The 12,277-nt window shown below is 68.3% G+C and carries 15 protein-coding genes; 13 read left to right on the top strand and 2 right to left on the bottom strand.

Going from position 1 to position 12,277, the window contains the following annotated elements; all coding sequences use genetic code 11:
* Positions 1–3 precede the first annotated feature (3 nt).
* From ACAG21_RS20430 to aroQ, 5 genes are all read left to right on the top strand, one after another.
* Positions 4–423, top strand: a complete 420-nt coding sequence (locus ACAG21_RS20430; protein WP_370498080.1) for an A24 family peptidase — start codon at positions 4–6, stop codon at positions 421–423.
* 155 nt (positions 424–578) lie between these two features.
* Positions 579–1,790: a chorismate synthase gene (aroC, locus tag ACAG21_RS20435; protein WP_370498232.1), complete on the top strand. Its 1,212-nt coding sequence runs from the start codon at positions 579–581 to the stop codon at positions 1,788–1,790.
* A 7-nt stretch (positions 1,791–1,797) separates the two neighbouring features.
* Positions 1,798–2,361 (top strand): shikimate kinase, encoded by a 564-nt coding sequence (locus ACAG21_RS20440; RefSeq protein WP_370498081.1) that lies wholly within the window; start codon positions 1,798–1,800, stop codon positions 2,359–2,361.
* On the top strand, positions 2,358–3,446 hold the full coding sequence (aroB, locus tag ACAG21_RS20445; protein WP_370498082.1) for a 3-dehydroquinate synthase: 1,089 nt from the start codon (positions 2,358–2,360) through the stop codon (positions 3,444–3,446). Before ACAG21_RS20440 ends, aroB begins: the two co-directional genes overlap by 4 nt.
* Positions 3,443–3,880: a type II 3-dehydroquinate dehydratase gene (gene aroQ / locus ACAG21_RS20450; protein WP_370498083.1), complete on the top strand. Its 438-nt coding sequence runs from the start codon at positions 3,443–3,445 to the stop codon at positions 3,878–3,880. The genes aroB and aroQ overlap by 4 nt, the downstream gene beginning before the upstream one ends.
* On the opposite strand, the gene ACAG21_RS20455 is transcribed toward aroQ, so the two are convergent.
* Positions 3,877–4,614 carry a B-4DMT family transporter gene (locus tag ACAG21_RS20455; protein ID WP_370498085.1) on the bottom strand — a complete coding sequence of 246 codons (738 nt, stop codon included), beginning with the start codon at positions 4,612–4,614 and terminating at the stop codon, positions 3,877–3,879. The genes aroQ and ACAG21_RS20455 overlap by 4 nt on opposite strands.
* 33 nt (positions 4,615–4,647) lie before the next feature.
* Here ACAG21_RS20455 and ACAG21_RS20460 point away from each other — a divergent pair, with 33 nt between their 5' ends.
* The 6 genes from ACAG21_RS20460 (at position 4,648) to ACAG21_RS20485 (ending at position 10,655) form a co-directional block, all read left to right on the top strand.
* Positions 4,648–5,751 (top strand): M24 family metallopeptidase, encoded by a 1,104-nt coding sequence (locus tag ACAG21_RS20460; protein ID WP_370498086.1) that lies wholly within the window; start codon positions 4,648–4,650, stop codon positions 5,749–5,751.
* A 38-nt stretch (positions 5,752–5,789) separates the two neighbouring features.
* Positions 5,790–6,107 (top strand): hypothetical protein, encoded by a 318-nt coding sequence (locus ACAG21_RS20465; protein ID WP_370498087.1) that lies wholly within the window; start codon positions 5,790–5,792, stop codon positions 6,105–6,107.
* A 139-nt stretch (positions 6,108–6,246) separates the two neighbouring features.
* A complete protein-coding gene (gene efp / locus ACAG21_RS20470) occupies positions 6,247–6,810 on the top strand; it encodes an elongation factor P (protein WP_370498088.1) in 564 nt (187 codons plus the stop codon).
* 2 nt (positions 6,811–6,812) lie between these two features.
* Positions 6,813–7,298, top strand: a complete 486-nt coding sequence (nusB, locus tag ACAG21_RS20475) for a transcription antitermination factor NusB (protein ID WP_370498089.1) — start codon at positions 6,813–6,815, stop codon at positions 7,296–7,298.
* Positions 7,295–7,651 (top strand): antitermination protein NusB, encoded by a 357-nt coding sequence (locus ACAG21_RS20480; RefSeq protein ID WP_370498090.1) that lies wholly within the window; start codon positions 7,295–7,297, stop codon positions 7,649–7,651. The genes nusB and ACAG21_RS20480 overlap by 4 nt, the downstream gene beginning before the upstream one ends.
* A 157-nt stretch (positions 7,652–7,808) precedes the next feature.
* Positions 7,809–10,655: an aminotransferase class I/II-fold pyridoxal phosphate-dependent enzyme gene (locus ACAG21_RS20485; RefSeq protein ID WP_370498091.1), complete on the top strand. Its 2,847-nt coding sequence runs from the start codon at positions 7,809–7,811 to the stop codon at positions 10,653–10,655.
* Positions 10,656–10,683: 28 nt separating this feature from the next.
* Here ACAG21_RS20485 and ACAG21_RS20490 read toward each other — a convergent pair whose 3' ends face one another.
* The gene (locus ACAG21_RS20490) at positions 10,684–11,016 is read right to left on the bottom strand and encodes a hypothetical protein (RefSeq protein WP_370498092.1); all 333 of its coding nucleotides are present in this window, start codon (positions 11,014–11,016) and stop codon (positions 10,684–10,686) included.
* Between the two features lie 277 nt (positions 11,017–11,293).
* Between ACAG21_RS20490 and ACAG21_RS20495 the strand changes: the two genes are divergently transcribed.
* Entirely contained in the window at positions 11,294–12,031 is a 738-nt protein-coding gene (locus ACAG21_RS20495) for a GntR family transcriptional regulator (protein WP_370498093.1), read from the top strand.
* Positions 12,028–12,258 carry a ferredoxin family protein gene (locus tag ACAG21_RS20500; protein ID WP_370498094.1) on the top strand — a complete coding sequence of 77 codons (231 nt, stop codon included), beginning with the start codon at positions 12,028–12,030 and terminating at the stop codon, positions 12,256–12,258. The genes ACAG21_RS20495 and ACAG21_RS20500 overlap by 4 nt, the downstream gene beginning before the upstream one ends.
* Positions 12,259–12,277 lie beyond the last annotated feature (19 nt).

The following is a 12,277-nucleotide window of genomic DNA, read 5'->3' on the forward strand; positions in this document are numbered from 1 at the left end:
CGGGTGCGGGCGACAGCGGCGGCGGTGGTGGTGGTGTGGCTGCTAGTGCTGAGCTGCTACGATTTTCGGCACCGCCGGTTGCCCAACGTGCTGACGCTGCCCGGGGCGGCGGTGATCCTGATCGGCGCCTTCTGTGCGGGCCGCGGCCTTGGTGCGGCGGCCGGTGCCGCGGCGTTGGCCGGGCTCTATCTGGTGGTGCACCTGACGGCGCCGGCCGGCATGGGAGCCGGCGATATGAAGCTGGCGATCGGCCTGGGCGGGCTGGCCGGCTGCTTCGGCGTCGCGGTGTGGTTTCTGGCGGCGCTGAGCGCGCCACTGCTGACCGTGCTGCTGGCGCTGCTGAGGCGCGGCGGCGCGGTGCCGCACGGTCCGTCGATGTGCCTGGCGACCGCGGGCGCGGCGGGGTTGGCTTTGCTCGGCTGAGCACTGAGGTGCGGCCCGAGTGTGCGTCCACGGCGTCAGGTGTGCGTTAAGGGTGGCGAAAGCATGCAAAATCCGCCGTGGACGCACGCGCGAAGCCCCGGATGCACGCGGCACCGTGGCAAAAGCGGGCCGCGCACCATGGGAGAATGGGACCCGTGTTGCGTTGGATCACCGCCGGGGAGTCCCATGGCCGCGCGCTGGTAGCCGTCGTCGAAGGCATGGTCGCGGGCGTGGAGGTCACCTCCACCGACATCGCCGACCAGTTGGCCCGTCGCCGGCTCGGCTATGGGCGCGGCGCCCGGATGCAGTTCGAGCGGGACGCGGTGACCGTGCTGGCCGGGGTGCGCCACGGCGTGACCCTGGGCGGCCCAATCGCCATCGAGATCGGCAACACCGAGTGGCCCAAGTGGGAAACCGTGATGGCCGCCGACCCGGTCGACCCCGCTGAGCTCGCCGACATCGCGCGCAACGCGCCGCTCACCCGGCCGCGGCCCGGCCACGCCGACTACGCCGGCATGCTCAAGTACGGCTTCGACGACGCCCGCCCGGTGCTGGAGCGGGCCAGCGCGCGGGAGACCGCCGCCCGCGTCGCGGCGGGAACCGTCGCCCGGTCGTTCCTGCGCCAGGCGCTCGGCGTCGAGGTGCTCTCGCACGTGATCGCGATCGGCCCGTCGCAGCCCTACGACGGGCCGCCGCCCGGACCCGGCGACCTGGCGGCGATCGACGCCAGCCCGGTGCGCGCCTTCGACAAGGCCGCCGAGCAGGCGATGATCGCCGAGATCGAGGCCGCCAAGAAGGACGGCGACACCCTCGGCGGCGTGGTGGAAGTCGTGGCGCTGGGCCTGCCGGTCGGGCTGGGCTCGTTCACCAGCGGCGACAACCGCCTGGACAGCCAGCTGGCCGCCGCCGTGATGGGCATCCAGGCGATCAAGGGCGTGGAGATCGGCGACGGCTTCCAGACCGCGCGACGCCGCGGCAGTCAGGCCCACGACGAGATGTACCCGGGGCCCGACGGCGTGATCCGCTCGACCAACCGGGCCGGCGGCCTGGAAGGCGGCATGACCAACGGCCAGGTGCTGCGGGTGCGGGCGGCGATGAAGCCGATCTCGACCGTGCCGCGGGCGCTGGCCACCGTCGACATGGCCACCGGTGACGAGGCCGTCGCGATCCACCAGCGCTCCGACGTGTGCGCGGTGCCCGCCGCCGGCGTCGTCGTCGAGACCATGGTGGCGCTGGTGCTGGCCCGGGCCGCGCTGGACAAGTTCGGCGGCGATTCGCTGGCCGAAACCCGGCGCAACATCGAGGCTTACCGGCGCGCGGTTGCCGAGCACGAAACACCGGCCGCGCGCGCCGAGGCGTCCGGGTAGGCGCGCGGTGACCCCCAGGGCGGTACTCGTCGGGTTGCCGGGCTCGGGCAAGTCGACCATCGGGCGCCGGCTGGCCAAGGCGATGGGCGTCGGCTACGTCGACACCGACGTGCTGATCGAACAGCAGACCGGCCGCACCATCGCCGACATCTTCGCCACCGACGGGGAACAGGAATTCCGCCGTATCGAGGAGGAGGTGGTGCGCGCGGCGCTGGCCACCGACGACGGGGTCGTGTCGCTCGGCGGCGGTGCGGTCACCACGGCCGGGGTGTGCGATGCGCTGGCCGGCCACACCGTCATCTACCTGGAGATCGGCGCCCGCGAAGGCGTGCGGCGTACCGGCGGCACCTCCGCGCGGCCGCTGCTGGCCGGCGGAAACCGGGCCGAGAAATACCGCGCCCTGATGGCGCAACGAATTCCGCTGTACCGGCGCGTCGCCACCATCCGGGTCGACACCAACCGCCGCAACCCCGGGGCGGTGGTGCGCTACATCATGTCCCGGCTGCCCCTGCAAACCACCCAACAGCCGGTCACGCCCGGCACCCCGAACGCCAGCAAGGCAACCACATGACAGAACCCACCCCACCGGTCACCGTGCAGGTGGCCGTCGACCCGCCGTACCCGGTGGTGATCGGCACCGGATTGCTGACCGAGCTGGGCGAACTGCTCGGTGGCCGGCATCGGGTCGCGATCCTGCATCAACCGGTCCTGGCGCAGACCGCCGAGGCGATCCGCAGCTACCTGGCCGACCGGGGCGTCGACGCGCACCGCATCGAGATCCCCGACGCCGAGGCCGGCAAAGATCTGCCGGTCGTCGGATTCATCTGGGAAGTGTTGGGCCGCATCGGAATTGACCGCAAAGACGCACTGGTCAGTCTCGGCGGTGGCGCGGCCACCGACGTCGCGGGTTTCGCGGCCGCCACCTGGCTGCGCGGTGTCTCGATCGTGCATGTGCCGACGACCTTGCTGGGCATGGTCGACGCGGCAGTGGGCGGCAAGACGGGCATCAACACCGAGGCGGGCAAGAACCTGGTCGGCGCCTTTCACCAGCCGCTCGCCGTGCTGGTCGACCTGGCCACCCTGGAAACCCTGCCGCACAACGAAATCGTGGCCGGAATGGCCGAAGTGGTGAAGGCCGGGTTCATCGCCGATCCGGTGATCCTCGACCTGATCGAGGCCGACCCGCGGGCCGCCCTCGACCCGAAGGGTGACGTGATGCCGGAGCTGATCCGTCGCGCGATCGCCGTCAAGGCCGAGGTGGTCGCCGCCGACGAGAAAGAATCCGAGCTGCGCGAGATCCTGAACTACGGCCACACTTTGGGGCACGCCATCGAGCGCCGGGAGCGCTACCAGTGGCGCCACGGCGCCGCGGTTTCGGTGGGCCTGGTGTTCGCCGCCGAGCTCGCCCGGCTCACCGGCCGGCTCGACGACGAGACCGCCGCGCGCCATCGCGCCATCCTGGCCTCGCTGGGCCTGCCGGTCAGCTACGACCCCGACGCGCTGCCCCAGCTGCTGGAATACATGGCCGGAGACAAGAAATCCCGCGCCGGCGTGCTGCGGTTCGTGGTTCTCGACGGACTGGCCAAACCGGGCCGGCTGGTGGGACCGGACCCGGGTCTGCTGGTGACGGCCTACGCCGGAGTGTGCGCGCCATGACCGTCACAGTCAACGTCCTCAACGGCCCCAACCTGGGCCGGCTGGGTCGCCGCGAGCCCGAGGTCTACGGCGACACCACGCATGATCAGCTGGCCGCGCTCATCGATCGCGAGGCCACCGCACTCGGGCTCAAAGCCGTTGTGCGGCAAAGCGATAGCGAAGCAGAATTGCTGGACTGGATACACGCGGCCGCCGATGCGGGCGAGCCGGTGATTCTCAATGCCGGCGGCCTGACCCACACCTCGGTGGCGTTGCGCGATGCCTGTGCGGAACTGCGGGCACCGCTGATCGAGGTGCACATCTCCAATGTGCATGCGCGCGAAGAGTTTCGGCGTCACTCATATCTGAGCCCGGTGGCGACGGGAGTGATCGTCGGGCTGGGCGTCGAAGGCTATCTGCTGGCGTTGCGCTACCTGGCGAAGGCTAGCGGCTAGTCCTTCTTACCCCACTGCGAACTCGGCCATTCGGATTCCGGGCCCGCGTGCTTGGGGTCGGACTCGGTGCGGATCACCTCGGTTTTGTCGTCATCCGCACGGGTCGGGATCACCTCGGTTTTGGCGTCCTCGGCACGAGTCGGGATCGTCTCGGTGGGCGCCTCCCGCTCGGCGGTGGCCACCGCCGAGGTCTGGGCCTGGGCGCCGGGGTGCTGCACCGCAACCTCGCCCGTCGGTGCGTCGTCGGCGCTGGCGGCGGCGAACACGTCGGTGTCGGCGCGTTCCTCGTCCGGTCCGGTGCCGCGGTCGGCCGGGGGATTGCGGTCGATGCGCCAGCGGCCGACGGCCACGCCGATGATGCCGGGCAGGAAGACGCACAGCGCGGTGAACGCCGCGAACGTCGTCACCTCGTTGATCAGGCCCCCGGTGTAGAGGCCCTTGTAGAACAGCGCGATGAGCCAGGAGACGGCCCCGCTCACAATCCCGGCGAACAAGCCGGCCAGCAGCCAGGTCATCGCCAGATCCGCCCGGCGATCCGGATCAGCGTGGGCTTTCGCGTCGGCCCGGCCGTCCATCACCCCCCACACGCTCACGGCGATGATGAACAGCAGAAGCAGCACGATACTTACCAGCGCGGCCTGTGTCTGCCACGCGTCGATGATCGCCCCCTGCAACAACCGGACAACAACCATTAGCCCAGCGAACGCCAATCCACGCAGCATCCAGTTACTCATGGCCAATCAGCGTAGCGAGTACCGTCGTGAGTCGTGACACATTCCCAGCGTCGAGACAATCTAAAACGCCAGATCGGGGCCAGTGGGCTGGACGCGATGCTGGTCACGGACCTGATTAACGTGCGTTATCTGTCAGGTTTCTCCGGATCCAACGGCGCGTTGCTGGTGTTCGCCGACGATCGCGAGGCCGTTTTGGCCACCGACGGCCGTTACCGCACCCAGGCCGCCGCGCAGGCGCCCGATCTCGAGGTCGCCATCGAGCGGGCGGTCGGGCGTCACCTGGCGGGGCAGGCGGCGCAGGCGGGCGTGTCCAAGCTGGGCTTCGAAAGCAATGTGGTGACGGTGGACGGCTTCGACGCCCTGACCAACGAGGTCGGCGAGCACGGCGGCGCGACCGAGCTGGTGCGGGCCGCCGGAATGGTCGAGGCGCTGCGCGAGATCAAGGATGCCGGCGAAGTGGCGCTGCTGCGGCTGGCCTGCGAGGCCGCCGACGCCGCACTCAAAGATCTGGTGGCGCGCGGCGGCTTGCGCCCCGGCCGCACCGAGCGCGAGGTGAGCCGCGAGCTCGAGGCCTTGATGCTCGATCACGGCGCCGACGCGATCTCGTTCGAGACGATCGTGGCCGCCGGACCGAATTCGGCGATCCCGCACCACCGGCCGACCGACGCGGTCCTCGCCGACGGCGATTTCGTCAAGATCGATTTCGGCGCGCTGGTCGCCGGCTATCACTCCGACATGACCCGCACCTTCGTGCTGGGCAAGGCCGCGAACTGGCAGCTGGAGATTTACCAGCTGGTTGCCGAGTCGCAGCGGGCCGGCCGGGAAGCGCTGCGGCCGGGCGCCGATCTGCGTGAGGTGGACGGCGCGGCGCGCCAGCTGATCGTCGATGCCGGGTACGGCGAGCAGTTCAGCCACGGCTTGGGACATGGGGTGGGTCTGCAGATCCACGAGGCGCCGGGCATCGGCGCGACGTCGTCCGGGACTTTGCTGGCCGGTTCGGTGGTGACGGTGGAGCCCGGCGTCTACCTGCCCGGCCGCGGCGGTGTGCGCATCGAGGACACCCTGGTCGTGGGCGACCAGCCGGCCACGGCCGAACTGCTCACCCGGTTCCCCAAGGAGCTCGCCGTCCTGACGTAGTCGGCGCCCCGCGCCGGCCGCTGCGTAGGATTCGGCAAATGGCCTACCTAGCACTCGTCGCCGTCTATGTAGTCGCCGCTTTCACCGCTCTGGCCGGGTTCTGGCTGACCGCCGTGTTGTTCGTCGGCCACGACTACGACGCCACCGGGGTCGTCATGACGGCCGTTCGCAGGGTGGCCGGGCGGGGCCCGATTCTGATCGCGGCCGGCGTTGGGCTGGGTTTGCTGGGCAACTTCGCCGCGAACCATCTGCCGCCGGCGCCCGCCTCCGACCTGGTCGCGCCGTCGCACCCGTCGGACCTGTGTGATCTCAACGACGGCCTTTTCGGCCTGTGCGGTGCCGGGCAGCTGCGCTAGCCGCGCGGTCAGTGGCGCACCGCAGCGCGGGTAAGCTGCATCCGGTGCTGTTCTGCTCGCACCGTTTGCGGCGGGACCCCGCTGCCGGGCACCTGCCCGGCCCCCGAAAATCGGCCATCCTGTAGGAGATAGAGCGACCGTGGCATCGACTGCCGACTTCAAGAACGGACTGGTGCTGGTGATCGATGGCCAGCTGTGGCAGATCATCGAGTTTCAGCACGTCAAGCCGGGTAAAGGCCCAGCCTTCGTACGTACCAAGCTGAAGAACGTGCTCTCGGGCAAGGTCGTCGACAAGACCTACAACGCCGGGGTGAAGGTGGAGACCGCCACCGTCGACCGCCGCGACGCCACCTACCTGTACCGCGACGGCACGGACTTCGTGTTCATGGACAGCCAGGACTACGAACAGCACCCGCTGCCGGAATCGCTGGTCGGCGATGCCGCCCGGTTCCTGCTCGAGGGCCTGCCGGTGCAGGTGGCCTTCCACAACGGCGCACCGCTGTACCTCGAGCTGCCGGTATCGGTCGAGCTCGTCGTCACCCATACCGAGCCGGGCCTGCAGGGTGACCGCTCCAGTGCCGGCACCAAGCCCGCGACCGTGGAGACCGGTGCGGAACTGCAGGTGCCGTTGTTCATCAACACCGGCGACAAGCTCAAGGTGGATTCGCGCGACGGCAGCTACCTGGGTCGGGTCAACGCCTGACCATGCCGGACGGGAAATCGCCCAGGCCCACCAAGGGCCGCCACCATGCCCGCAAGCGCGCCGTGGACTTGCTGTTCGAGGCCGAGGCTCGCGGCCTGAGCCCGGTCGAGGTGGCCGACGCGCGGATCGCGCTGGCGCACGCCAACCCCGACGTCAAGGCACTGCACCCGTATACCGTCGCGGTGGCGCACGGCGTCGGTGACCAGTTCGCCCACATCGACGACCTGATCAGCACCCACCTGCAGGGCTGGACGCTGGACCGGCTGCCCGCCGTCGACCGCGCGATCCTGCGAGTCGCGGTGTGGGAGCTGCTGTATGCCGACGACGTGCCGGAGCCGGTCGCGGTCGACGAGGCCGTGCAACTGGCCAAGGAGCTGTCCACCGACGAATCGCCGGGCTTCGTCAACGGCGTCCTGGGCCAGGTCATGCTGGTGACGCCGCAGATCCGGGCCGCGGCCAAGGCCATGCGGGGCAGCCAGGAAACGTGACCCGACTGGAACTCCGCGCCTTCGTCGCCGCCTTCCTGGCCGCGACGGTGGTGCTGGGTGCGGTGGTCTGTGCCGCGTACGGGTGGACCATTGTCGCCTCCGCGCTCTCGATCTATGCGCTGGGCGTGGGCGCCTGGCTGTACCACTCGATCGAGCGTCTGATCGTCGCCCGCCGCATCAGCACGGTGCGCGCGGCGGCCAAGCCGCTGCAGCCGTTGTTGCCGGTGATGGCCGCGATCATGGGTCTCACTCAGGCGGTGGTGCGTTCGCTCAGCGATGTCGGTGACCTGCCGGCGCGACGGTGGGAGCTGCCTCGGCGGCGAGTCGTCGACAGCGACGAAACCGAGCGCTGACCAACAGCAGCGATCCTGAGCGAAAAGATCGCGCACGCAGGCCAGACCGGATAACAATGAGGACGCGCGCTGATTCGTACGAGTCGTTTAGGTCGGTGTCGGGAAATATTCACTGCGGTAGCCGAGTATCGGACACCATCACAGAACAGGTGACGACATGAATCCCTACAGTGCCTACACGCGACGGCTGCGAGTCTCCGCGCTGGCGGCAGTGGCCAATCCGTCGTATACCCGCATCGACACCTGGAACCTGCTCGACGACGCATGCCGTCACCTCGCCGAGGTCGACCTGGCCGGGCTGGACAAGACGCACGAGGTGGCGAAGGTCAGGCGGCTGATGGACCGACTCGGCGCCTACGAGCGGTACTGGCTGTATCCCGGGGCCGACAATCTGGCTACCTACCGCTCCCATCTCGACGGCCTGTCCACGGTGCGGCTGGCCGAGGAGGTGTCGCTGGCGGTGCGCCTGCTCAGCGAATACGGCGACCGCACAGCACTTTTCGACACGTCCGCCCCGCTGGCCGACCAGGAGCTGGTGGCCCAGGCCAAGCAGCAGCAGTTCTACACCGTGTTGCTCGCCGACGACTCGCCGAACACCGGACCCGACTGCCTGGCCGAAGCCCTGCGGGCGCTGCGCTGCCCGTCCGACGATGTGCAATTCGAGCTGCTGGTGGTGCCCAGCGTCGAGGACGCCATCACCGCCGTCGCGTTGAACGGCGAGATTCAGGCCGCGATCATCCGCCACGACGTGGCGCTGCGTTCGCGTGACCGGGTGCCGTTGATGAACACCCTGCTGGGCGCCACCGACGATGCGGTCGGACGCGACAGCGGCAGCGACTGCATCGAATGCGGCGACTGGATCCGCGAATTGCGGCCGCACATCGACCTTTATCTGCTCACCGACGAGTCGATCGCGGCCGGCAACGACGAGGAACACGACGTCTACGACCGGACCTTCTACCGGCTCAACGACGTCACCGATCTGCACAGCACGATACTGGCGGGCCTCCGAAATCGTTTCGCCACACCGTTTTTCGACGCTTTGCGGGCGTACGCGGATTCGCCGGTGGGGCAATTCCACGCGCTGCCCGTCGCCCGCGGCGCCAGCATCTTCAATTCCCGGTCACTGCAGGACATGGGGGAGTTCTACGGCCGCAACATCTTCATGGCCGAGACCTCGACGACGTCGGGCGGCCTGGACTCGCTGCTGGACCCGCACGGCAACATCAAGAAGGCGATGGACAAGGCCGCGCGCACCTGGCACTCCAACCAGACCTACTTCGTCACCAACGGGACGTCGACGGCCAACAAGATTGTGGTGCAGTCGCTGACCCGGCCGGGCGACATCGTGCTGATCGACCGCAACTGCCACAAGTCGCACCACTACGGCCTGGTGCTGGCCGGGGCCTACCCGCTGTATCTCGATGCTTATCCGCTGCCGCAGTTCGCGATCTACGGTGCGGTGCCGCTGGACACGATCAAGAAGGCGCTGCTGGACCTGGAGGCGACCGGCCAGCTGGACAAGGTGCGCATGCTGTTGGTGACCAACTGCATCTTCGACGGTGTCGTGTACAACCCGCTGCGGGTGATGGAGGAGGTGCTGGCGATCAAGCCGGACATCTGCTTCCTGTGGGACGAGGCGTGGTACGCGTTCGCGACGGCCGTTCCGTGGGCCCGGCAGCGCACCGCGATGGTGGCGGCGGATCGCTTGGAGCAGATGCTGGCATCGCCGGAATACGCTGCGGAATACCGTGATTGGGCCGCGAAGATGGAGGGGGTCCCCCGGTCCGAGTGGGTTAACCACCGGCTGCTGCCCGACCCGGCCAAGGCGCGGGTGCGGGTGTACGCGACACACTCCACACACAAGTCGCTCTCGGCGTTCCGGCAGGCGTCGATGATCCACGTGCGCGACCGCGACTTCAATTCGCGCGCTCGCGACGCGTTCGGTGAGGCGTTCTTGACGCACACCTCGACCTCGCCCAACCAGCAACTGCTGGCCTCGCTGGACCTGGCACGCCGGCAGGTCGACATCGAGGGATTCCAGTTGGTGCGTCAGACCTACGACATGGCCCTGGTGTTCCGGCACCGCGTCCGCAAGGACCGGCTGATCAGCAAGTGGTTCCGCATCCTCGACGAATCCGACCTGGTGCCCGAGGAGTTCCGGGCGTCGGCGGTCAGCTCGTACCGCGAAGTCCGGCAGGGCGCGCTGGCGGAGTGGAACGAAGCCTGGCGGTCGGATCAGTTCGTGCTGGATCCCACGCGCGTCACGCTGTTCCTCGGTAACACCGGGATGAACGGGTACGACTTCCGCGAGAAGATCCTGATGGACCGGTTCGGGATCCAGATCAACAAGACGTCGATCAACAGCGTGCTGCTGATCTTCACGATTGGTGTCACCTGGTCGAGCGTGCATCACCTGCTCGACGTGTTGCGCCGGGTTGCCACCGACCTCGATCGGGAGCGGGAGTTGGCCAGTGTGGCCGACTGGACGCTGCACCAGCGCCGCGTCGAGGAGATCACCGAGGATCTGCCGCACCTGCCGGACTTCAGCGAGTTCGATATCGCGTTCCGCCCGGTGGACGCCTGCGCGTTCGGTGACATGCGGGCGGCGTTCTACGCCGGCTATGAGGAGTCCGATCGCGAGTACGTGCAGATCGGCAGCGCCGGGCGGCGGATCGCCGAGGGCCGCAAGCTGGTATCCACCACGTTCGTGGTGCCCTATCCGCCCGGTTTCCCGGTGCTGGTCCCGGGGCAGGTCGTCTCCAAGGAGATCCTGTATTTCCTGGCGCAGCTCGACGTGAAGGAAATCCACGGCTACAACCCGGATCTCGGGCTGTCGGTGTTCACCGCGGAGGCACTGGACCGCCTGGAGGCGCAGCGCAGCGCGGCGTCGGCCGCGGTAGGCACCGCGTACCCGTCGTTCGAACTGCCCGCGGACACGTCGGTGCTCAACGGCGCGCGCAACGGTGATCGCGTCCAGCAGGCCGTCACCGAAGACGCGTGATGTTGAATGCGGCTCACGGTCGCCAGGGCTAAGCGATCAACGACCTGACGATTTGCCCGCCTCTGAGCGACTCTGCCCGTGCGCGTAGTGCGAGCACGCGTTGATGGATTCGATGTTCGGTGCCGCGCGGCATGCAGCCAGGCCCGTACCGGCCGCGGGCCAGTCGCACTACTCGGACATAGCGGATCTCCCAACGCAACGCGTCGGAAATGGCCTTCGACGGGCGCTCGCCGACGTCAAAGTTGTGATGCGCCAGCGCCTGGATCAGATCGGGGATCGTCGCCGCACCGTGCAGGGCCAGCTGCCATGTGAGCACATAGCGAAGTTCAATTCCGCGCAGTCGTAACGAGTTGCTCGTCATTCTCCGAACTGTCCCATTGCACTCCGACATCCTCGTGGTTGTCGCTCGGAGGCGGGCAAAACGTCGTGTCCCGCGTGGCGCGACACGGCACCCGGGGTGAACGTTCGGCTCACCGCGATCCCAAAGGCGCCGCATTTCCGTAGGTGGCGCAATAGTCGAAGGGCCCACGGTTTTAGCTGGTCGTGGTCGAATGGGAACCGGCGCAATACTCGCGGCCGCCCGATGGGCCCGGATCGCCACCTCCGAAAATGCCCCTGAGCTGCATTAGCGTGGCGGCGTGGCCGAGGCGATACCGATTCGCGGACCCCGGGCCGACCGGGCCCGCCGGGTCGCCGACGTGTTGCGTCAGCAGATTCACGCCGCCGCCTACCCGGACGGTCTGCCCGCCGAAAGCGAGCTGGCAGCCGAATTCACGGTGTCCCGCAACACCATCCGCGAGGCACTGGGCATCCTCAAGCACGAGGGTCTGATCGACCGTGGACCCAAGGTCGGCACCCATGTCGCCCAACGCAAGTACGACCACCGGATCGACTCACTGCTCGGGCTGAAGGAAACCTTCAAGCACATCGGCGAAGTCCGCAACGAGGTACGCGCCGCGATGCTGGTGGTGGCTCCGCCGGCGGTGGCCAGCCGGCTCCAACTCGGGCCCGGCCAGCAGGCGGTGTTCATCGAGCGGTTGCGCTACCTCGGCGACCTGCCGCTGAGCCTCGACCTGACCTACCTGACCCCGGATATCGGAACCCAGATCCTGGATCACCCGCTGGAAACCAACGACCTCTTCGCGCTGATCGAGCAGGTGAGCGGGGGCCGGCTGGGCTCGGCATCGCTGGCCCTGGAGGCGATCCCGGCCGATGCCCATTCCGCGGCCACCCTGCACGTGCCCGACGGCTCGGCGCTGCTGATGCTCGAGCGCCTCACCAGCCTTGCCGACGGCAGGCCCGTCGACCTCGAGTACATCCGGATGCGCGGCGATCGAATCACCATGCGCGGCCACCTAATAAGGAGTAAGCCATGACGCTGGTCAACAACAATCGAGTCGACGTGCCGGTCACGATCGACGAGTCGCTGTGTATCGACGGCTGCACCCTCTGCGTCGACGTCTGTCCGCTCGACGCGCTCGCGATCAACCCTGAGACCAACAAGGCGTACATGCACGTCGACGAATGCTGGTACTGCGGCCCGTGTGCAGCCCGCTGCCCGACCGGAGCCGTCACGGTCAATATGCCCTATCTACTTCGCTGAAATAACCTACAGCCCAGGA

Source organism: Mycobacterium sp. pR1184 (genome assembly GCF_041287235.1).
Taxonomy (GTDB): domain Bacteria; phylum Actinomycetota; class Actinomycetes; order Mycobacteriales; family Mycobacteriaceae; genus Mycobacterium.

Bases quoted from the DNA above. Each gene is read 5' to 3' on its own strand.
- aroB (WP_370498082.1), top strand. From the start codon at position 2,358: ATGACAGAACCCACCCCACCGGTCACCGTGCAGGTGGCCGTCGACCCG.
- aroQ (WP_370498083.1), top strand. From the start codon at position 3,443: ATGACCGTCACAGTCAACGTCCTCAACGGCCCCAACCTGGGCCGGCTG.
- ACAG21_RS20455 (WP_370498085.1), bottom strand. From the start codon at position 4,614: ATGAGTAACTGGATGCTGCGTGGATTGGCGTTCGCTGGGCTAATGGTT.
- ACAG21_RS20465 (WP_370498087.1), top strand. From the start codon at position 5,790: ATGGCCTACCTAGCACTCGTCGCCGTCTATGTAGTCGCCGCTTTCACC.
- nusB (WP_370498089.1), top strand. From the start codon at position 6,813: ATGCCGGACGGGAAATCGCCCAGGCCCACCAAGGGCCGCCACCATGCC.
- ACAG21_RS20485 (WP_370498091.1), top strand. From the start codon at position 7,809: ATGAATCCCTACAGTGCCTACACGCGACGGCTGCGAGTCTCCGCGCTG.
- ACAG21_RS20490 (WP_370498092.1), bottom strand. From the start codon at position 11,016: ATGACGAGCAACTCGTTACGACTGCGCGGAATTGAACTTCGCTATGTG.
- ACAG21_RS20500 (WP_370498094.1), top strand. From the start codon at position 12,028: ATGACGCTGGTCAACAACAATCGAGTCGACGTGCCGGTCACGATCGAC.